19 protein-coding genes and 1 tRNA gene are annotated in these 19790 nt (G+C 69.9%); 14 read left to right on the forward strand and 6 right to left on the reverse strand.

Annotated features, from left to right (window positions below; translation table 11 throughout):
- Positions 1-287: 287 nt before the first annotated feature.
- The 10 genes from ACFUO4_RS40885 (at position 288) to ACFUO4_RS40930 (ending at position 6419) form a co-directional block, all read left to right on the forward strand.
- Positions 288-647 (forward strand): hypothetical protein, encoded by a 360-nt coding sequence (locus ACFUO4_RS40885; protein WP_383495033.1) that lies wholly within the window; start codon positions 288-290, stop codon positions 645-647.
- A complete protein-coding gene (locus tag ACFUO4_RS40890; RefSeq protein WP_383495036.1) occupies positions 647-2023 on the forward strand; it encodes an FtsK/SpoIIIE domain-containing protein in 1377 nt (458 codons plus the stop codon). Before ACFUO4_RS40885 ends, ACFUO4_RS40890 begins: the two co-directional genes overlap by 1 nt.
- A gap of 78 nt (positions 2024-2101) precedes the next feature.
- On the forward strand, positions 2102-2311 hold the full coding sequence (locus ACFUO4_RS40895; RefSeq protein WP_383495039.1) for a hypothetical protein: 210 nt from the start codon (positions 2102-2104) through the stop codon (positions 2309-2311).
- Entirely contained in the window at positions 2311-2916 is a 606-nt protein-coding gene (locus ACFUO4_RS40900) for a DUF2637 domain-containing protein (RefSeq protein ID WP_383495042.1), read from the forward strand. The genes ACFUO4_RS40895 and ACFUO4_RS40900 overlap by 1 nt, the downstream gene beginning before the upstream one ends.
- A gap of 12 nt (positions 2917-2928) precedes the next feature.
- Entirely contained in the window at positions 2929-3120 is a 192-nt protein-coding gene (locus ACFUO4_RS40905; protein ID WP_079305971.1) for a mobile element transfer protein, read from the forward strand.
- Between the two features lie 15 nt (positions 3121-3135).
- Positions 3136-3330: a hypothetical protein gene (locus ACFUO4_RS40910; RefSeq protein WP_079305970.1), complete on the forward strand. Its 195-nt coding sequence runs from the start codon at positions 3136-3138 to the stop codon at positions 3328-3330.
- Positions 3331-3355: 25 nt separating this feature from the next.
- Positions 3356-3607, forward strand: coding sequence for a SpdD protein (locus ACFUO4_RS40915; protein WP_383495047.1), 252 nt, complete (start codon positions 3356-3358; stop codon positions 3605-3607).
- Between the two features lie 138 nt (positions 3608-3745).
- Positions 3746-5044 carry a replication initiator gene (locus tag ACFUO4_RS40920; RefSeq protein ID WP_383495421.1) on the forward strand — a complete coding sequence of 433 codons (1299 nt, stop codon included), beginning with the start codon at positions 3746-3748 and terminating at the stop codon, positions 5042-5044.
- Positions 5041-5253, forward strand: a complete 213-nt coding sequence (locus ACFUO4_RS40925; RefSeq protein ID WP_383495050.1) for a helix-turn-helix transcriptional regulator — start codon at positions 5041-5043, stop codon at positions 5251-5253. The genes ACFUO4_RS40920 and ACFUO4_RS40925 overlap by 4 nt, the downstream gene beginning before the upstream one ends.
- A complete protein-coding gene (locus tag ACFUO4_RS40930; RefSeq protein WP_383495053.1) occupies positions 5253-6419 on the forward strand; it encodes a tyrosine-type recombinase/integrase in 1167 nt (388 codons plus the stop codon). The genes ACFUO4_RS40925 and ACFUO4_RS40930 overlap by 1 nt, the downstream gene beginning before the upstream one ends.
- Before the next feature lie 79 nt (positions 6420-6498).
- On the opposite strand, the gene ACFUO4_RS40935 is transcribed toward ACFUO4_RS40930, so the two are convergent.
- Positions 6499-6572 (reverse strand) — tRNA-Gly (locus ACFUO4_RS40935).
- Between the two features lie 514 nt (positions 6573-7086).
- Between ACFUO4_RS40935 and dcd the strand changes: the two genes are divergently transcribed.
- From dcd to ACFUO4_RS40955, 4 genes are all read left to right on the forward strand, one after another.
- On the forward strand, positions 7087-7662 hold the full coding sequence (gene dcd, locus ACFUO4_RS40940; protein ID WP_079305965.1) for a dCTP deaminase: 576 nt from the start codon (positions 7087-7089) through the stop codon (positions 7660-7662).
- A gap of 2 nt (positions 7663-7664) precedes the next feature.
- Positions 7665-8168, forward strand: a complete 504-nt coding sequence (locus tag ACFUO4_RS40945; RefSeq protein ID WP_383495056.1) for a phosphoribosyltransferase — start codon at positions 7665-7667, stop codon at positions 8166-8168.
- Between the two features lie 202 nt (positions 8169-8370).
- The gene (locus ACFUO4_RS40950; protein ID WP_383495059.1) at positions 8371-9153 is read left to right on the forward strand and encodes a calcium-binding protein; all 783 of its coding nucleotides are present in this window, start codon (positions 8371-8373) and stop codon (positions 9151-9153) included.
- A gap of 104 nt (positions 9154-9257) precedes the next feature.
- The gene (locus tag ACFUO4_RS40955) at positions 9258-12947 is read left to right on the forward strand and encodes a TIR domain-containing protein (protein WP_383495062.1); all 3690 of its coding nucleotides are present in this window, start codon (positions 9258-9260) and stop codon (positions 12945-12947) included.
- Positions 12948-12951: 4 nt separating this feature from the next.
- Here ACFUO4_RS40955 and ACFUO4_RS40960 read toward each other — a convergent pair whose 3' ends face one another.
- The 5 genes from ACFUO4_RS40960 to ACFUO4_RS40980 form a co-directional block, all read right to left on the reverse strand.
- Positions 12952-13938, reverse strand: coding sequence for a Yip1 family protein (locus ACFUO4_RS40960; RefSeq protein ID WP_383495065.1), 987 nt, complete (start codon positions 13936-13938; stop codon positions 12952-12954).
- A 48-nt stretch (positions 13939-13986) separates the two neighbouring features.
- Entirely contained in the window at positions 13987-15348 is a 1362-nt protein-coding gene (locus ACFUO4_RS40965) for an FG-GAP-like repeat-containing protein (RefSeq protein ID WP_383495068.1), read from the reverse strand.
- A 3-nt stretch (positions 15349-15351) separates the two neighbouring features.
- Positions 15352-16803 carry an FG-GAP-like repeat-containing protein gene (locus ACFUO4_RS40970; RefSeq protein WP_383495071.1) on the reverse strand — a complete coding sequence of 484 codons (1452 nt, stop codon included), beginning with the start codon at positions 16801-16803 and terminating at the stop codon, positions 15352-15354.
- Between the two features lie 36 nt (positions 16804-16839).
- A complete protein-coding gene (locus ACFUO4_RS40975) occupies positions 16840-18204 on the reverse strand; it encodes an FG-GAP and VCBS repeat-containing protein (RefSeq protein WP_383495074.1) in 1365 nt (454 codons plus the stop codon).
- Positions 18205-18373: 169 nt separating this feature from the next.
- Positions 18374-19669: an FG-GAP repeat domain-containing protein gene (locus tag ACFUO4_RS40980; protein WP_383495076.1), complete on the reverse strand. Its 1296-nt coding sequence runs from the start codon at positions 19667-19669 to the stop codon at positions 18374-18376.
- Positions 19670-19790: the final 121 nt, after the last annotated feature.

Here is a 19790-nt window from a genome sequence, read left to right on the forward strand (position 1 = left end):
CTGGGGCGGGACTGGGGAGTCTGCACTCATCCCGGCTCCGCGTTCGACGGTCGAGCCCGTTTTGAGCACGACGGTTGCGAGCTCTTCGCCATCCGGGAGGACGGTTCGTTCGGGTGAGTTCGCGTGGGTTCGGGCGATGCGCGGAGCCGGCTTTTCGAACTCGTACGCCCCAACAGGCATACTCGTATAGACGAGTGGGCAAGTTAAGTGGCAGAGTGATCCACGCGAACCCGGAGATCGGGTTCGCAGGACGCATCATGTATAGACGAGTAGATAGGACAACTGCCTTGCGTACCATTCGCGTTGAGACCGCTGCCGCGACGATCCTGCTGACCGAGGCCCCCGAGCCGAAGGTCCGCGACCGTCAGACTGGCGAGCGGGCCACCGACGCTGTCAGCGGTGAGCCGCTGATGACCATCGGCGTCGTCTACATCGAGGACGGCGAATCGTCGCTGATCAAGGTCACCATCCCCGAGGGCGGCATCTCGGAAGGGCTGGCCCTCGGCTCACCTGTCTCCCTGCCCGGTCTCATTGCCCGGCCGTGGGAGAGCGTCTTCAACGGCCAGCAGCGCCACGGCATCGCCTACCGCGCCGCCGCCGTCACCCCGGCCGCCTTCCCGGCTGCCGCGAGCGGGGCCGCTGCCTGATGACCGACATAGCAACGCTCCTGGAGGTGGGTGGTCCTGTCGCCGCACTCGGCGGCGGGGCCGCCTATGCCCGGGCCAAGCACCCGGCCGTCTACTGGTCCACCGTCGGCCTGCCCGTCTCCACCGCCCGGCTGCTCGGCTCCTACGCCTCCGTCATGGAAGCGTGCGGCCTGACCGTCGCGCCGTCGCGGCTGCGAGTCCTCGCGGTCAAGGCCACCACCAACCGAGAGATACGGCCCGTCCCGCCCCGCCGTGGCCTCATCCGGCCCACCACAACGGGTCTGCGTATACGGCTCCGGCTCGCCCCGGGCCAGGAACCCGCCGACGTCGCCGCCTCCGCCGAACGGCTGCGGCATGCCTGGGGTGTTCACGCCGTCTACGTCACCACCGTCAAGCCCGGCGTCGTCGAACTCAGGCTCGTCGGCTACGACGTCCTGCGCCGCGTACGGATGCCCCGCAAGGTCGACAGCGGCCACCTGCGTATCCCGGTCGCGCTCCGCGAGGACGCCACCCCCTTCGTACGCGACTACCGCACCATCCCTCACCAACTCACCCTCGGTGCCACCCTGTCCGGCAAGTCCATGTACCTGCGCCACCTGATCACCGGCCTCGCCCCGCAACCGGTCGCCCTCGTCGGCATCGACTGCAAGCGCGGCGTGGAACTGGCGCCCTTCGCACCCCGCCTCTCCGCACTCGCCACCGACCCGGAACAGGCCGCCGAACTGCTGCCCGCACTCGTCCAGGAAATGGAGGACCGCTACGACCTGATCAAGGCCCGGCAGGGCATCGCCCCCAGCACCCCCGACGAGGAGATCACCTCGGACATCTGGGGCCTGCCCGAGCCCGAACGCCCCACTCCCATCGTGCTGTTCGTCGATGAGGTAGCCGAACTTTTCCTCGTCGCCACCCGCAAGGACGAGGAACGGCGGGACGAGATGGTCACCCAACTCATCCGCCTCGCCCAGCTCGGCCGCGCCGCCGGCATCTATTTGGAAGTCTGCGGGCAGCGCTTCGGCGCCGAACTCGGCAAGGGCGCCACCATGCTGCGCGCCCAGCTGACCGGCCGCGTCTGCCACCGCGTCAACGACGAAGCCTCCGCCAAGATGGCCCTCGGCGACATCGCCCCGGAAGCGGTCGCGGCCGCCTGCGCCATCGCCCCCGAACGCCCCGGCCTGGCCGTCGCCGGTGACACTTCCGGCGGCTGGTCCCGCATCCGCACGCCGTACCTCTCCCTCGGCGACGCCGCCGAGATCTGCCAGGACACCGCACACCTGGTGCCCGACCTGGCGGCACTCAAGCCCTTCCGGCCCGACGTGCCCGTACGGCCGGTCGAAGCACCGATTCCCGCCCTCCGGCCGTACCCGATGACCGACTGACCTCCACCCGCCCACGGCCGGCGTGACCGTCTCGCGCCACGTCCCTACCCCTCCCATGCCCGAAACAGGAAGGTCCCGATGAGCAGCACCGCCCGCGATGACTTCGTGCGCACCGTCGTGATGCTCGGCCAACTCGCCCTGTACGCCGCCTCCCTCGACGCTGACAGCGAGTTCATCGACGTCGCCGGACCGTCGTTGGCGGCCTCGCTGCCGGAGCCGCCGCCCGGCTTCTTCCCGCCCGACTACGACCCCAACTCCGGCACCCGCTACCCGGGCACGGACTCCTGATGGCTCGCCCGCCCCTCCGCGTCGACGCCGTCCTGGTCCAGGCCGTCATCGCCGGAGCTCTCTCCTTCGCCCACCTCCACGACATCGCCGCAGCGGCCGGGCAGGACGGATGGAAGGCGTGGGCCTACCCGATCAGCGTCGACCTGTTGCTCGTCGCCGCCTGGCGACGGTTGCGGTCCGGCACGGCCAAAGCGGCGGCCTGGTGCTGGTTCGTCATCGCACTGGCCGCATCCCTCGGCGCGAACATCGCCACCGCCGGACTCCTCGACCTCAACCAGGTGCCGGCCTGGCTGCGCATCCTCGTCGCGGGCTGGCCCGCGGTCGCCTTCCTCGGCGGAACGCTGCTCGTCCACACCACACCGCAGCCGGACACGGCCACCGAGGACGAGCAAGACGCCCCAGATTCCGCACCCCTCGCCCAACCCGCCATCGAGGCAACGCCCGAACGCCCCGCCGTCACCGTCCCGGCCGCCCTCGTCGACCACGCCCGCAAGGTCGCTGCCGACCACCACACCCGCACCGGCTCACCCATCGACACCCCCACCCTCCGCGCCCGCCTCGGCGTACCCGCGCCCATGGCCGAAGCCATCGCCGCCCAGCTCTGAAAGGAGAGGCTCATGACTGCCAAACGCCGCTTCCGCAACGTCGTCCGTATCGGCCCGGTCCAGGTCGCGACCTCGTACGACGGCCGGGGTCGTGAGAAGCACACCGCCGCCTGCACCGCCCCGCGCTGCGGCTTCTCCACCGACTACGACAGCCGCGCCGCCGCCGAACTGGCCGCCCGCACCCACCGCTGCCCCGTCCGCTGAAAGGACCCACACCCCGTGACCGTCAGCCTGCCGCTCGTCGTCGTCCTCGGCTTCTTCGCCTGGGGCGCGGTCAAGTTCCTCGGCGTCCGCACTTGGGTCGTCGTACTGATCGCCCTCTTCGGCTTCTGGCTCTCACAGACCTTCTTCGCCCCCGCCATCGAGTCCGGCACGCGCACCGGCGTCGACGTCATAAACCGCTCACATACCTAGACGAGTAGATGAGGAGAGATCGACCGTGCTGCTGCCCAAGTACCCCGACAACCCGACCCCGCCGCCCGCACACACCCACGCACCCACCGACCCGGCACCCGTGCCGGTCCAGCGCTCGCTCCCGGCGGTCTCCATCGACCACAAGACGATCGCGGCCCTGGTCGTCGGCGGAGTCGTCCTCACCGCGCTCCTGGCCGCCGTCGCCGTCACGGCCATCTCCGTAGCCGTGGCCGCCGTCGTCCTGCGCTCGATGCTCCGCGACCAGCACCGGCGCTGAGCCCCTGACCTCCGGGGCGGCGTCGCTCGACCAAGCATCACGCCGCCCCGGGGCCTGTTCCTCCCGACCGAGTCAGCCAGAAGGAGAAACGCCATCTTCACCCGCACCACTCCGGCCCCACTCCCGGAACTCGCGAACCTGGCCGCACAGGGCACGCTCCCCGGTACCCTCCGCCAACTCTCCACCCTCGGCGGCTGCACCCACCCCATCCGCCTCGACGGCCACCGCACCGAGTACGACATCGACACCACCACCGGCGAGATCGGCGCCGTCCTCCACCACCTCAACTCGACCGACCTTCCGGCCGGCCAACTTCTCGTCCGCTGCAACAACCGCCGCACCACCCGCTGCCCGGCCTGCGCCGAGGTCTACCGCCGCGACACCTTCCACCTGATCACCGCCGGACTGCGCGGCGGCAAAGGCACCCCCGAACAAGTCGGCGCTCACCCACGCGTGTTCGCCACCTTCACCGCCCCCGGCTTCGGCCCGGTCCACAACCGTCGCACCGACGGCCGCCCCTGCCGCTGCGGCACCCACCACGACCAGGAAGACGAAACACTCGGCACCCCACTCAACCCCGACACCTACGACTACGAAGCCGCCGTCCTCTGGAACGCCCACGCCGGACAGCTCTGGCGCCGCTTCTCGACCTACCTGCGCCGAGAAGTCGCCAAGCGCGCAGGCCTCTCACAACGCAGACTCCGCGACCACGCCCGCGTCTCCTTCGCCAAGGTCGCCGAATACCAGAAACGCGGCGCCGTCCACTTCCACGCAGTCATCCGCCTCGACGGCCCCGGAGGCGGAGACACCCCACCCCCGCCCTGGGCCACCGCCGAACTGCTCACCGACGCCATCCGGGCCGCCGCGACCAAGGTCCGCGTCGACGGCCCGACCATCGACGGCCGCACCCACACCTTCACCTTCGGCAGCCAACTCGACATCCGCACCATCCGATCCGCCGACTTCAACGACGGCCAAGAGCTCACCGAGCGAGCCGTAGCCGCGTACATCGCCAAGTACGCGACCAAGGGTGCCGAGACGGCGACGGGAGCGCTCGACCGCCCGCTGAAGTTCGCTGCCGAACTGGCCCAGCTCGACATCAGCGACCACGCCCGCCGCCTGGTCCGAACTGCCTGGACCCTCGGCGCCCGTAAGAGCCTCGAACACCTCCGCCTACGCGCCTGGGCTCACATGCTCGGCTTCCGCGGCCACTTCTCCACCAAGTCCCGCCGCTACTCCACCACCCTCGGCGCCCTCCGCAATGCCCGCGCCGAATGGCGCCGCGTACAAGCCGCGCCCGCCAACGACCCCACCACCAACACCACGTACGTACTCGCGCACTGGGTGTTCGCCGGAACCGGCCTCTCCGACACCGAGGCCTGGCTTTCCGCATCCCTCGACCCTGCCCCCGGAACGGAAGGTGGGCCCACCGCATGACCGACCGCTACCTGTCCGTCGACCAAGTCGCCGAGCTGCTCGGTACGAGCGCCCGATTCCCTCGGCGGCTGATCGAGGAGCGACGCATTCGGTACGTGAAGCTCGGCCGGCATGTCCGTATCCCTGAGAGCGCGGTCGAGGAGTTCATCCAGTCCCGCACCGTCGAGCCGATCAGGCTCCGGCGCACCGCCCTTAGGAGGGCCGCCTAATGGCCAACAAGAAAGGCAGAAGACGCCGCTTCGGCGCGGTGAGGCGGTACCGGTCCGGCCGCTGGACTGCTTCCTACCTCGGTCCTGACGGTGAGCGCATCCGCGCGGAGGAGACGTTCGAGACCAAGAAGGACGCGGAGGTCTGGCTGTCTCAGGTGGAGGCGGACCTTACCCGGGGAGACTGGCGCGCTCCGGATGCCGGGGCAGTCAACTTCCGCGTCTACGCCGAGAAGTGGGTCGAGGAACGAGAGCTGTCGGTGCGCACCGTAGACCTCTACGAAGATCTCCTACGGCTCCACATCCTCCCGACCTTCGGTGACCTCGACCTGGATGACATCACCGCGCCGCGCGTTCGCGAATGGCGCGCCGAGCGACTCCGCACGACCAAAGCCAAGACGACGATCGCCAAGGCGTACCGCCTCCTCAAGGGCATCCTGGAGACAGCGGTCGACGACGACCTGATCAGCCGCAACCCGTGCCGAATCAAGGGCGCGGGCAAGGAGTCAGCCGCCGAACGTCGTATCGCCACCGTCGCCCAGGTCGACGCTCTCGCCGACGCGATTGGCATCCGCTGGCGCCTCATGGTCTATCTCGGCGCCTACGGTCCGATGCGTCCCGAGGAACTGGCCGGCCTCCGCCGCCGGGACGTCGACGTCGACAACCTCGTGATCCGAGTCCGCGTCGCTGAGCCTGAGCGGACCAACGGCAAGCGGGTTCCCGGCGAGACCAAGTCCGAGGCGGGCGTCCGTGTCGTCGTCCTCCCGCCGTTCCTCCACAAGGAGGTGAAACAGCACCTCGCTTGGTTCGCCGAGAAGGGACCCGACGGGCTCGTCTTCGTGGGGGAGAAGGGAGCGCCCTTCCGGCGCACGTCGTTCGGCCGAAAGTGGCGACGCGCCCGTACGGCCGCTGGCCTCCCGGACGGCTTCCGCCTCTACGACCTTCGTCACACCGGGCACACCCTCTCGACCCGTTCGGGCGCGACCCTCAAGGACACGATGGTTCGCGCCGGGCAGTCCTCTGAGAAAGCCGCGCTGATCTATCAGCACTCCGACGAGGAGCGACAGCGCGAGGTGGCCGCCGGACTCGACGACCTGGTCCGCGCCGAGCGTGCGAAGCACCACAAGAACCATCCCGCGCACCACAGCGAGGCGGCCGCCGAGAGCTAATGGTGCGCTTGTGGTGCGCACCCCGCGCACTGGTCTAGACAACAAAGAACCCCCGGGCCCATGGCCTGGGGGTTTCACATGGAGCGGGTGACGAGAATCGAACTCGCGCTCTCAGCTTGGGAAGCTGATGTTCTACCATTAAACTACACCCGCGTAAGACGCCGGTTCGACCGGTGTCGTAATGCCTCGTCACTGTACCTCATGTCAGACCCCCGGCGCTGAAGCCGCGGGGTCTGAGTGCGTTAAGGGGGTGTGACAGGGCTGCGGGGGGCCGGAGTTGGGGCGTACGGTGGAGAGGTGGGAGAGGGTCCGGGAGTGGTCGGAGTGCCGCCTGGAGAGTCGTTCCTTCCATCCCGTAATGTGGCATTTGTCGTCCGGCGAGCAACAGCCGGACGGGGCTCTTGGGGAAGGGACTCTGGGACTTGATGGAACGCACCGTCGTCCGCTGTGCCGATGGGCACGTGTTCAGCACCGCTTCGTTCCCGATGCAGCAGGCCGAGCGGCTCGGCCCCGGCCGGCTGGTCCGATGTCCCCGGTGTGCGCGGCTCCGTAGCGTCGTACCGGTGACCTTGGAGAAGCACTGACCACGGCAGCAGCCACCCGGCAGTGACACAGGCGCGCGGTGTCCGATTCGAATCGGTCCGCGCGCCTTGCGTATCCTCGGGACGTGCTTCTCTCAGACAAGGACATCCGGGCCGAGATCGACGCCGGGCGGGTACGGATCGATCCCTACGACGAATCCATGGTGCAGCCGTCCAGCATCGACGTGCGCCTCGATCGCTACTTCCGGGTGTTCGAGAACCACCGGTACCCGCACATCGACCCCTCCATCGAGCAGGCCGATCTGACGCGACTGGTGGAGCCGGAGGGCGACGAGCCGTTCATCCTGCACCCCGGGGAGTTCGTGCTCGCCTCGACCTACGAGGTCATCACGCTCCCCGACGATCTCGCGTCGCGGCTCGAGGGCAAGAGCTCCCTCGGGCGGCTCGGGCTCGTCACCCACTCCACCGCCGGGTTCATCGACCCCGGCTTCAGCGGGCACGTCACCCTCGAGCTGTCCAACCTCGCCACCCTCCCCATCAAGCTGTGGCCCGGCATGAAGATCGGCCAGCTGTGCATGTTCCGGCTGTCCTCGCCGGCCGAGTTCCCGTACGGCAGTGAGCGGTACGGCTCCCGGTACCAGGGGCAGCGCGGGCCCACCGCCTCCCGTTCCTTCCTCAACTTCCATCGGACGCAGGTGTGAGCATGAGCGACGCAGCCGTACGGGAGAACCTCACCTACGAGCGCTTCGGCACCGCCGTGCGCGAGCTCGCGCAGACCATCGCCGACGACGGCTACGCGCCGGACATCGTCCTCAGCATCGCGCGAGGCGGCGTCTTCGTCGCCGGGGGCCTCGCCTACGCCCTCGACTGCAAGAACATCCACCTGGTCAACGTGGAGTTCTACACGGGCGTGGGGACGACCCTGGAAATGCCCGTCATGCTCGCCCCCGTCCCCAACGCCATCGACTTCTCCGACAAGAAGATCCTGATCACCGACGACGTCGCCGACACCGGCAAGACGCTCAAGCTGGTGCACGACTTCTGCCTCGACCATGTCGCCGAGGTGCGGTCCGCCGTGATCTACGAGAAGTCGCAGTCGCTGGTGAAGTGCGAGTACGTGTGGAAGCGGACCGACGACTGGATCAACTTCCCGTGGAGCGTGGAACCGCCGGTGGTCAAGCGGGTCGGGCAGGTGCTCGACGCCTGAGGCCTGGGGCCTCGGTGGCTTGTGGCCGGCCTCGTGACAGTGCTGTGGCGAAGCCGTTGACATAACAACGTGGTGAGGCCTTGGCCAACGCCGTACGCTCCCCTGTGATCAGCTCCGGTCAGATCAATTCAGCTCCATTCGGATCCATTCAGATCCGTTCAGATCGATCCTGACCGGCCAGGGACTCCATGGGGGGACGTTCATGCGCGCAACCACGCGCCTTGCCCTGCTCGGCACCAGCCTCGCGCTGGCCGTCACCGCGGTCGGCGCCACCAGCGCCCAGGCGGACGACGTAGGTGCCGGGAACATCACGATCGACAAGGCCGTCGTCAACGGCGGCAAGCCGGTCGTGGTGGGCACCACCGCGGTGACCGCCAAGGTCTCCGTGACCGCGACCGACAACTCGGGCATCGCCAAGGCGTCCTACATCAGCGGCGACGGACCCGGCCCGAACTTCGCGACGATCTGGTACGACGACGGCGACATCACCTGCGTCGCGGTCAGCGCCACCACGTCGACCTGCTCGGGCACGCTGACCTTCGACCCGCGGGCGGAGACCGGCTTCGCCAACAACGCCGCGGCCGGCACCTGGAACCTCGGTGCGCTCGTCTCCGCCAACGACTTCGACTACATCCGCCGTGACGCGGCCACCACCTTCAATGTGCAGCGTGCCTCGAAGCTGACGGTCAACGCATCGCCGGAACCGGTGAAGAAGGGCAAGACCCTCACCGTCACCGGCAAGCTCTCCCGGGCCAACTGGGAGGACAACCTGTACCACGGGTACGCGGGCCAGTCGGTCAAGCTGCAGTTCCGGAAGAAGGGCTCCAGCACCTACACGACCGTCAAGACCATCAAGACCGACTCGACGGGCAACCTCAAGACCACCGTCACCGCCGCCACCGACGGCTACTTCCGCTACTCCTTCGCGGGCACCTCGACCACCCCGGCGGTCAGCGCGGCCGGCGACTTCGTCGACGTGCAGTAGCACGGGCGAACTGGCCTGCCCGCACGTGCCGTTGGTTCTAACCTGGTTCTTCACAGTGGGGGACGGGCTCGGGGCACGTGCGGGGGAGTATGACGGAGTACGGGGTGTCGTCGAGCGACGGTGTGTGGCTCACGCGGGGTCTGGGCCGGTCGCGGGACGAGGAATGCGGGCGATTCGTCGCGTGGTCGCCGGACGGGTCGGTGGTCGCTGTGCCGGCCGCGCCGGACCGCGTCCTTGTCGTGGACGCAGAGAGCGGCACGGACGTCGCGGTCTTCAAGGTGCCCGCATCCGACCGGCTCGCAGACCGGGTGGACGTGGTCCACGTGTCCTGGGCGCCGGACGGTACTCGGATCGCCGGTGCGTGCGGCCAGGCCGGCGTGTGGCTCTGGGATCTCGACGGGGGCAGGCCGTCCCAGCATTTGGCGGCGAACAGGGAATTCCTCTACCAGGTCGCCTGGGGGAACTTCCGCTTCGGGCATCTGCTCGCGTCCGGCGGGTACGACCAGACGGTCCGAGTCTGGGATGTCCGTGACGGGCGGCTGCGGAACACCTTCGGGGGACACAGAGACTTCGTGTCCGGCCTCGCCTGGATGTCGGACGGACTGGGCCTGGCCAGTTCCTCGGCTGACCGCACGGTCCGAACATGGAGGACGGGGCCTTCCAGCACTTCGCACCCCCTCGCTCCGACGGAGTGGGAGGCCCCTGACCACGTGTCCTGCCTCGCCTGGTCCGTGCACACCGGGCTGCTCGCCTTCGGAACGGACCGTGGCACTGTCGGGCTGCGGTCACCCTTCCCCACCGACGATCCGGAACAGCGCTCCACGACCTTGGAAGGGCACACCGACAGGGTCTGGAACGTGGTGTTCTCCTCGGACGGCAAGCTCATGGGGACGGCCTCGGACGACGGGACCGTCCGGCTGTGGCGCACCGACGACTGGACGACCGTCGCGGTCGTGGCACTCCCTCGCCACAACGAAGCGGACGAGGCCGCCCTCCGCAGCCGGTACGAGGAATTTGACGAGCCCATCGACTGGAAATGGCGCACTGCCCCGGCCCTGGACTTCCACCCCGACCAGCACCGTTTTGCCGTCTGGACCCACCACTCGGGCCTCTCCGTCTGGGACTACGACCTGGACCAGCTCCTCGGCCAGCCGGCGCCGGTCGAGTCCGTCCGCTACATGACCGCCAAGGTCGTTCTCGTCGGCGACTCCGGCGTCGGCAAGACCGGGCTCGGATGGCGGCTGGCGCACGACGAGTTCCGGGAGCATGCGTCGACGCACGGACAGCAGTTCTGGGTCGTCGACGACGTACGGACACAGCGTGCGGACGGCACCGACTGCGAGGCCGTGCTGTGGGACCTCGCGGGGCAGCATGTCTACCGGCCCGTGCACGCGATCTTCCTCGACAACGTCGACCTCGCGCTCGTGGTCTTCGACCCGACCAACCGTCAGGAGCCATTGAAGGGCGTGGAGTTCTGGCTCCAGCAGCTGTCCGGCGGAAGCACTCTCCCGCCGACCGTCCTGGTCGGCGCGCGCGACGACCGGGGCAGTTCGGCCCTGCCGTCCTCGGATCTCGAACAGTTCTGCCAGAGCCGGGGGATCAGCGGCGGATACGTCAGCACCAGCGCCGCGACCGGCGCCGGGGTCGGCGAGCTGATGGAGCTGTTACGCGGCCAGATCCAGTGGGAGCGGATGACCACGACGGTCACCACCGTCACCTTCAAGCGCATCAAGGAGTACGTCCTGGCGCTGAAGGAACGGCCCGACCGCAGCGAGGTCCTGGTCCTGTCGGCGGATCTGAGGCAGCAGCTCCAGGTCACGGACGCCGGCTGGCGGTTCACCGACGACGAGATGATGACCGCCGTCGGACACCTGGAGAATCACGGCTATGTGTCGGTGCTCCGCACCTCGGCCGGCGCTGAGGCGATCCTGCTGGCCCCTGAGCTGCTGGTGGACCTGGCCTCCTCGATCTTCCTCCAGGCCGACAAGCACCCGCAGGAACTCGGCGCGATGAGCGAGGCCTTCCTGCTGGCCGGTGAGTACCGCTTCGCCGAGCTGGAGACGCTGGCGCCCGACGAGAAGCAGGTCCTCGTCGATGCCGCGGTGGCGCGGTTCCTGGAGCACAACCTGTGCTTCCGGGAGACCCTCGGCGCGGAGACCCTGCTGATCTTCCCCGGCCTGATCAAACAGAAGAGGCCGCTGTACGACGCCGTCGAGACCGTCGACGACATGACCTACGTCGTCCGCGGCCGGGTGGAGAACGTCTACGCCGCGCTCGTGGTGCTGCTCGGCCACACCCGCCGGTTCACCCGCGTCAACTACTGGCAGAACCAGGCCCAGTTCGAGATGGGCAGCGGCCAGCTCTGCGGTCTGCGCCTCCTCCAGGAGCGGGAGGGCGAGATCGAGCTCGTCCTTCATTACAGCGACGCGGTTCCACCGTACGGCCGGAACGCCTTCCAGGGACTCCTCGAAGGGTTCCTCTACGAGCGCCACGACGTCACCGTGACCCCCTTCCCGCCGGTGGTCTGCGGGAACGGCCACCGGCAGGACCGTACCGTGGTGATCGGCGTCCTGCGAGACGGGCTGCGGACGATGTTCTGCTCCCGGTGCGGGGAGCGCATCGCGCTGCCGGATCTCGACGGGCCGGTGGCGCTCGGCGAGGAGGACAGCCGGCTCGTCGGGACCGACCGCGCGGCTGCGCGGCTGCGCGGGGCGTACGAGACGCGCCTGGTACGGGTGAAGAGCTACCGCGCCGACCGTGCGGTGCCCCGGTGCTACGTCAGCCGTCTGCCCGAGGACGCGGAGTGGGCTGCGCAGCTCGCCCGCGATCTTCGGGATGCCGGTGTGCTGGTCCTCGAGGAGGTGGGCGAGGTCCAGGACGACGACTTCGTGCTGGCGGTCGTGACACGCGCGTACGCACGGGAGTTCGCTCGGCTCGGCGCCGACGCCGCGCTGATCCGGGCACGGCGGATGCGCCCCGGCCGGTCGCCCCGTGTCGCCCCGCTGTTGCGCACCGGTGCCGCTGAGGCGGTCCTTCCCGACGAGCTGCGTGGCCTGCTGCCCGGAGAGTTCCAGGACGACTTCTGGTACAGCAGGTATGTCGTCGCGCTGTTCGACCTCGTGCTGACGTTGTACGCCATCCCCTTCGACCATCCGGCGTTCGGGGGGTTGCGGGGGGACATGGAGCTGGAGGCGCTGAGGTTCCGGCTCGCGGTACCGGAGCCCCTGTCGTCGATGCAGTCCGCAGACGTCTATCTGTCGTACTCCTGGAGCGAGGAGAGCAACGCCCTCGCCGACGAACTGGACGCCGCCTTCCAGAAGCGCGGTGTCGTCATGGTGCGCGACCGGCGGGACGCCGGTTACAAGGCGTCCATCGGGCGGTTCATGGAGCGTATCGGGGAGGGCCGGTGCGTGATCCTGGTGATCAGTGACGCCTACCTCAAGTCGCAGAGCTGTCTGTTCGAGCTGCTGCAGGTCGCCCGGCACGGGGACTTCCGGGACCGGGTGTTCCCGGTGGTGCTGCCCGACGCGCGGATCCACCGGCCGCAGGACCGGGTCGGGTACGTACGGTACTGGGAGGAGCAGATCGCCGAGCTGGACGAGGCGCTCAAGTCCGTGTCGTCGGCCAACCTCCAGGGATTCCGGGAGGACATGGACCTCTACACGGAGATCCGTGCCCAGCTCCCGGGGCTGGCCGACATCCTGCGTGACATGAACGCCCTGACCGTGGACCTGCACCGCGAGTCGGCGTTCACCGAGCTCTTCGAGGCGGTGCTGGCCCGGCTCGCGGTGTAGCCGCCTAGAACGTCCCCAGCTTCACGATCGACAGCAACGCGATCAGCTGGATCGCCGACGCGCCCAGCGCCTTCGGCCACGGCAGGTCGTGGGACTTGGAGACCATCAGGGTCAGGAGGGCGCCCGCGGCCACCCAGGTCGCCCAGCCGAGGGCCTGGACGAAGGTCGCGTCGCCGCCGAAGAACATGGCGAAGACCAGACGGGGTGCGTCGGTCAGGGACATGATCAGCATGGACAGGCCCACCGTGGGCTGCCATGCGCCGTCGCCGCCGAGCTGGCGGGCCAGGGTGTGGGTGACCACGCCCAGGATGAAGGACGACAGGACCATGGCGACGGCCGTCGTCAGGACGATGGGTACGGCGTTCGAGAGGGTCGCGTTGATCGCTTCCTCCCTCGCGCCGTCGAAGCCGAAGACCGCCAGCAGGCCGTAGAGGAAGGTCACGATGAGGGCCGGGACCCACATCGTGTAGTCGCGCATCTGGAGGAAGGTCTGGTTGGGGGCCATGACGATGCCCCTCAGCAGGTCCTTCCAGTGCAGGCGGGGGCCGACGGGGCCCGCGGGGGGCGTGGAGCCGGCGCGGTAGGTGCCGCCCTGGTTGTACGGGTCCTCCCCGACCGGGAAGGCCTGGGTGTGGCCCGGCTGGTTCGCCGCGAACGGGTCCGGGCCGCCGTGGTGGGGCTGTGGGCCGTAGCCGCCGTCGCCGAAGTACTCCGGCTCGTCGTACCCGCCGCCCCGCTGACCGCCGCCGTAGCCCTGCTGCTGCCCTGGGTACGGCTGCGGCGGCGCGGGGTAGCCGCCGTACGACGGTCCCTGCGGAGCCTGCGGGGCCTGCTGCCCGTACGGAGGTTGTTGCGGTCGCGTGTGAGGAGCGCCGTTGTCCCGGCCGCGTCCGATCCTGAATCCAGCCACGCCTTCGAACGTACCTCGTCCCGGAGAGTCACGTGCCGGGCCCGAGCGTTCGGGCCCGGCTTTGCTGCCGAGCTGTGACATCCCTTACGGGGAATCCCTGAAGGTCACGGAGATTCCCCGGTGAGCCGGCTACTGGGGCATTCCGTTGATCACGCCGTCCGCGGAGACCGCCGTCACGCCCGCCGTCGTCACGCCCGACGCGGTGCCCGGCAGCCGCAGCGAGCCCACCTGACCGGTCACGAACAGGTCCGCGTGGCCGTCGCGGTCGGTGTCGCGCAGGCGGACCGTGGCGCCGAAGAAGTCGTCCGACTCCAACGCACCCGGAATTCCCGCCGAGTTGCGGGCGAACGCCTGGGAACCCGTGCCGGTCAGGCCGGACGCGCGGCCGTAGAGGACGTGGACCGTGCCCGCGTACTCCTTGCCGTCGATCTTCTCGCCGGGCGCGCCGACCGCGAGGTCCTGGTAGCCGTCGCCGTTGACGTCACCGGCCGAGACGCTGTCGCCGAAGTGGTCGTACGCCTCCGCCGTGCCCGCCACTCCGCTGGTGTTCTGGGTGATCCGGGCGGACGTGCCGGGGCCGGACGACGAGCCGTACCAGACGGACACCCGGCCCTTGTAGCCGCCGTACAGGGACGTGCCGATGGCGATGTCGCCGTAGCCGTCGTGGTCGAAGTCGGCGATGACGCCGTCGCCGCCGCGGTCCGCGCTGCCCCCGCCGCCCGACTGGGACTCCAGGCGCAGCGTCTTGCCGGAGGAGAGGGTGCTGCCGCCCTTGACGAACCAGGCCTCCGACCAGATCTCCTCGGGGTTGACGCCGTCGCCGATCACGACGAGGTCGGTCTTGGCGTCGCCGTTCACCTTGCCCGCGATCACGGCCGTGGCCGAGAAGGCGGACCCGGACTTGTCGAGGGTGGAGACCGTGCCGTGCACGCCCGTGCGGTTGATCGCGCCGCGGTAGACGTACGCCTTGCCGCCCGCGACGACCGCCAGGTCCTTGCGGCCGTCGCCGTTGAAGTCGCCGACGGCCAGGTCCCGGCCCGTATAGGCGTACGACTCCTTCGCCTTGGCCGGGATCGCCGTACCGCCCGACAGGCCGTTCGCGCTGCCCCACAGGATGGTGACCGCGCCCTGGTCGGCACGGCCGTCGACGTTCTCGCCGGGGGCGCCGACCGCGAGGTCGCCGTAGCCGTCGGCGTTGAAGTCGGCGGCGGCACGGAACGCGCCGAACATGTCGTCGGTCTCGTCGCTGCCGGGGACACCGGCGCTGGACTGGCTGACGAACTGGGTCTTCGTGCCCGGGCCGGTCGCCGTGCCGAAGGTGATCAGGACGCCGCCGCCCTTGGTGTTCCCGCCCGCGCTCGCCGCGTAGTCGCGGTACCCGTCCCCGTTGAAGTCGTCCCCGTACTTCGCGGAGGCCGCGGAGGCGGGGGAGCTCAGGGACAGGCCCGCCGTCAGGAGGGCGGCGATCGTCGTCGCCGTGCGGATGCGCATCGCTCAGCCCTCCAGTACGTCGCCGAAGTAGGAGTCGCCCGCGGGCCCGCCCAGGGTGGTGCCGCTGAAGGACTTCGAGCCGGTGCCGGTGATGCCGGACGTGGTGGACTTCAGGAACCAGACCGCGCCGTCGCCGCTGTTCTCGCTGGACGCGGAGGCGACCAGTTCGGTGCGGCCGTTGTTGTCGATGTCCGTGAGCCGGACCGCGTACCCGAACTGGTCGTCGGACTCGGCCGTGCCGGGGACGTTCGTGGTGTTCTGGGACCAGGACTTCGCACCCGTGCCGGTCAGGCCGGTGGACGAGCCGCGCAGGATCGTGACCGTGCCCGCGTGCCTCGCCGAGCCGATGGTCTCCTGCGGGGCGCCGACCGCGATGTCCGGGAACCCGTCGCCGTTGACGTCACCGGCCGACAGGCTCCAGCCGAAGAAGTCGTTCTTCTCGGCCGTGTCCGGCACGCCCGCCGAATCCTGGGTGAACTTCACCGGGGTGCGGGTGGACAGACCGCCGGCCGCGCCGTACGTCACCGTCACCGCGCCGCCCAGGCCGCCGTTCGGCTCGGTCGTGGACTTCTCCATGAAGTTGCCGGTGACGATGTCGCCGTAGCCGTCCTTGTTCACGTCGGCGATGACGCCCGCGTAGCCGCCCGCGAGCTTCTTGCCGGCCTTGACGGTGGTGGTGGCGTCGCCCGTGTAGAGGACGCTGCGGGTGCGGTACTCGCCGCCGCTGGTCTCCTCCTGGCCCATGACCAGCAGGTCCGTCTTCCCGTCGCCGTTGACCTCGCCCGCGATCAGGCCGTCGGGGTAGATCGTGGTCTGGTCGACGGTGTCGACGCCGACCAGGGAACTCGCCTTGCCCGTGCGGGAGATGGGGCCCTTGAAGATGTTCAGGGACGGGGCGGCGTTGTTGCCGGCGGCGAGGTCGGTGTGGCCGTCGCCGTCGAAGTCGCCGGCCGCGAGGACCCAGCCCAGCTCGTTGCGGTACCGCGGCAGCGGGGAGGAGATGTCGGTGCCCGACTTGATGCCGGTCGCGCCGCCCCACAGCACGGTCAGCGCGCCGAAGGAGTCGGTGGTGCCGATCCGCTCGCTGTGCACACCGACGACGAGGTCGGTGTAGCCGTCGCCGTCGAAGTCGCCCGAGGTCAGGCGGTCGCCGAAGTAGTCGGACGCCTCCGGGGTGCCCGGGATGCCGTCCGTGGCCTGGCTGATGATCTGGCGCTTGCTCGTGTCGAGGCCGCTCTTGGTGCCGTAGACGACGGCGACGTAGCCCGCGCCGGTCTTGCCGCTGACCTTGGCGATGGGGGCGGCGACGGCCACATCGCGGTAGCCGTCGCCGTTGAAGTCACCGGTGAGGCCGGAGGGGGCCGCGGCGGCGGTCGTGGCGGACGCGAGGGTGAGCAGACCGCCGGTCAGGGCGGCGGCGGTGGCGGCCGCCAGGGCGGTTCTGAGGGGGCGCATACAGGTGCTCCAGTGAAGAAAAAAGGGGGGGAAGAGTCAGTCGAGGAAGCCGCCGCCGTACTCCGGCAGGTGGACGGAGCCCGTCGCGGTCGGGATGGTGCCGGTGCCGCGCATGAGCAGGCCGTCGCCGTTCGCGCCGACCGTCAGGTCCGCCTTGCCGTCGCGGTCGAGGTCGCGCAGGCGGACCGCGGAGCCGAACGAGGCGTAGGAGTCGGCCGGGCCGAGGACCGTCTGCGGGATCCAGGTGGAGCGGGTGCCGGTCAGGCCGCCGGAGCCGCCGCGGAAGACGGTGACGCCGCCCTGGTCCTCCTTGCCGTCGACGTCCTCCTGCGGGACGCCGACCGCGAGGTCCGCGTAGCCGTCGCCGTTGGTGTCGCCGGCCGAGACGGAGTAGCCGAAGTTGTCGCCCGCCTCGGGGCTGCCGGAGACGCCGGAGGAGGCCTGGTTGTACGTCATCGAGCCGCTCGGCCCCGACGACGTGCCGCGCCAGACGCTGACGATGCCCTTGCCGTCGTTGTTGTCGGGCAGCCCGACCGCGATGTCGCCGTAGCCGTTCTTGTCGAAGTCGCCGATCGCGGCGCCCCAGGGCTGGCTCGCGTACGTCTTCGAGGCGCCCGAAGTCAGTCCGGACGAGGCGCCCTTGAGGTACCAGACGCGATCGGCCTCGGTCTGGCCGGTGAACTGGGTGCCGAGGATGACCAGGTCTGTCTTGCCGTCCCCGTTGACCTTGCCGGCGGCCAGGCCGTACGAGTACCAGCCCGCGCCCTCCTTGTCGATCTTGGTGACGCTGCCCGTCGTACCGGACTTGGTGAACGGGCCCCGGTACAGCCATGCCTCGCCGCCGCCGATCACCACCAGGTCGGGTGAGCCGTCGCCGTTGAAGTCGCCGGTGGCGAGCTCGCTGCCGAAGTGGGACTGCGAGCCGTTCGCGCCCGACTTGGGGGCGAGGCTGGTGCCGCCGGACAGGCCGGTGCGGGAGCCCCAGACGACGGTGACCGTGCCGCGGTACTTCGCGCTGCCCACGTGCTCGGTGCCGTTGCCGACGACCAGGTCCGCGTAGCCGTCCTTGTTGAGGTCGGCGCTGCTGAGCGACTCGCCGAAGTAGTCGTCCTCCTCGCCGGTGCCGGGGATGCCGGGGCTGTCCTGGTGGACGACCTGGGTGTGCGCGGTGTCGAGGCCGCTCGCCTTGCCGTAGACGACGGTGACGGCGCCGCCGTTCCAGCCGTCGTCGCCGGAGATGCCGCTGTAGTAGTTGCTGTAGGCCAGGTCGCGGTAGCCGTCGCCGTTGAAGTCGTCGTAGTGCTTGGCGACCGCGGCGGAGGCCGGGGCGGCGAGGAACAGCGGGGTGAGGCCGGTCGCCAGCAGGGTGGTGGTGAGGGCGGCGGCGGTGCTTCTGCGCATGGAGGGCTTCTCCCGTGGCTGGGGTGGGGGACCGCACGCGTTCTCCGGGGAGCGGTTGGCGGCTCACCTCGGGCACACAGCGCGGTCGGCGATCAGGAGACCGCTGCCGCTACGCAAGGGTTGTACGTGAGTTCGGTAAATTTTTGTGCGAGCTGGGGCGTGTGTGCCGTCAGGAGCCGAGGAACGCCGCCGTCGAGAAGGTGACCGTCGGCTCCGCCGTCACCAGGCCCTTCTTCGTCCCGGAGAACACCGCGACGCTGTCCTTCGTCTCGCCCCGGTAGGTGCGTACCGCGAGGTCCGCCCGGCCGTCCCCGTCGAAGTCGCCGACGCCGACGACCCGTGTCGTCCCGACGGCCTTCGGTGCGACGGTGACCATGGCCGACGCGGACAGTCCCTTCGTGCGGCCCCGGAAGACCTTCACCCGCGAGCCGCTGGAGACGAGTTCGCTCAGCCCGTCCCCGTCGAAGTCCGCGGCGTCGAGCATCGAGCCGGGGGAGGCGAGGGTGCCGCGTACGGCGGTGGGCAGGTCGTAGCGCAGGGCGGTGCCGCCCATCGCGCCGACCGCCGCGTCCCAGGCCGGGCCCGCGCCGAAGCGGCCGAGGGCGACGTCGATGCCGGTGGGGAGGCCGGCGCCGGTACGGGTCGGACCGGCGGGCCCGCCGAGGACGACGGCGGACGCGGCGGTGCCTTCGGCGGTACGGACGACGAGGTCGTCGTACCCGTCGAGGTTCACGTCGGCGGCCGGGCCGACCGGCACCTGACCGGGGGACGGGATCGGCGCACCGGCCTTGCGCGGGGCGCCCTTCCGGCTGAACGGGCCCTGGAGGAAGCTCAGTCGGCCGCCCGAGGCGTGCAGGACGAGATCCTCGTCGCCGTCGCCGTCGAAGTCCCCGCACACCGGCTGGTCCGCCCAGTCGTTGCCCGCGCGGGACTTGGCGGGGACGGTGAGCTTGACGGCCTTGCCGGTCAGCCCGGCGGGGGAGCCGAACAGGACCTGGAGCGGGACGGGCGGCTGCCCTTGCCCGTCGAAGGGCGGGTCGGTGGAGACGACGAGGTCGGTGAACCCGTCCTTGTCGAGATCGCAGCTGGCCTCCGCGTCGAAGACGGCGGGGAGTTGGCCCTTGGTGGCCACCGCCTGCCGCTTCGCGCTCACCAACTGCCGCGCCCCCGGCCGCAGTCCGCGCGCGCTGCCGTAGACGATGCCGATGCCGGGGTCGTCGGTGTGGCTCTCCGCCTTGACGAGGTCGTTGAGGACGAGGTCGCGGTGGCCGTCGCCGTTGAAGTCGTCGGCGACCTTGCTGCCGTCGCCGCTCGGCACGGGCAGCAGGGCGGGCGCGCTGTTGGCCCGCACGGGGGCGCCGGCCGTGGCGTCGGAGCCCTCGGCGTGCTGGGTGGGGCCGCAGGAGGCGATCAGCAGCACACCGCAGAGAACCGCCGTCCCCGTCCCGGCTCTTCGCACGCGCACCGCTCACCTCGTCAGCATCATCGACAACGACCTCGCAATGATGCACGTGTTCGACGGCGGGGTTAAGGGGTGGAACAGGTCGGCTCGGTCACTCGTCGGTCGCCTGAGTCATCCGTCGGCT

This window comes from Streptomyces sp. NPDC057280, from assembly GCF_042668605.1.
Classification (GTDB): Bacteria; Actinomycetota; Actinomycetes; order Streptomycetales; family Streptomycetaceae; genus Streptomyces.

Bases quoted from the DNA above. Each gene is read 5' to 3' on its own strand.
- ACFUO4_RS40965 (WP_383495068.1), bottom strand. From the start codon at position 15,348: ATGCGCATCCGCACGGCGACGACGATCGCCGCCCTCCTGACGGCGGGC.
- ACFUO4_RS40960 (WP_383495065.1), bottom strand. From the start codon at position 13,938: ATGTCACAGCTCGGCAGCAAAGCCGGGCCCGAACGCTCGGGCCCGGCA.
- ACFUO4_RS40895 (WP_383495039.1), top strand. From the start codon at position 2,102: ATGAGCAGCACCGCCCGCGATGACTTCGTGCGCACCGTCGTGATGCTC.
- ACFUO4_RS40950 (WP_383495059.1), top strand. From the start codon at position 8,371: ATGCGCGCAACCACGCGCCTTGCCCTGCTCGGCACCAGCCTCGCGCTG.
- ACFUO4_RS40925 (WP_383495050.1), top strand. From the start codon at position 5,041: ATGACCGACCGCTACCTGTCCGTCGACCAAGTCGCCGAGCTGCTCGGT.
- ACFUO4_RS40900 (WP_383495042.1), top strand. From the start codon at position 2,311: ATGGCTCGCCCGCCCCTCCGCGTCGACGCCGTCCTGGTCCAGGCCGTC.
- ACFUO4_RS40930 (WP_383495053.1), top strand. From the start codon at position 5,253: ATGGCCAACAAGAAAGGCAGAAGACGCCGCTTCGGCGCGGTGAGGCGG.
- ACFUO4_RS40890 (WP_383495036.1), top strand. From the start codon at position 647: ATGACCGACATAGCAACGCTCCTGGAGGTGGGTGGTCCTGTCGCCGCA.
- ACFUO4_RS40975 (WP_383495074.1), bottom strand. From the start codon at position 18,204: ATGCGCAGAAGCACCGCCGCCGCCCTCACCACCACCCTGCTGGCGACC.
- ACFUO4_RS40970 (WP_383495071.1), bottom strand. From the start codon at position 16,803: ATGCGCCCCCTCAGAACCGCCCTGGCGGCCGCCACCGCCGCCGCCCTG.
- ACFUO4_RS40905 (WP_079305971.1), top strand. From the start codon at position 2,929: ATGACTGCCAAACGCCGCTTCCGCAACGTCGTCCGTATCGGCCCGGTC.
- ACFUO4_RS40945 (WP_383495056.1), top strand. From the start codon at position 7,665: ATGAGCGACGCAGCCGTACGGGAGAACCTCACCTACGAGCGCTTCGGC.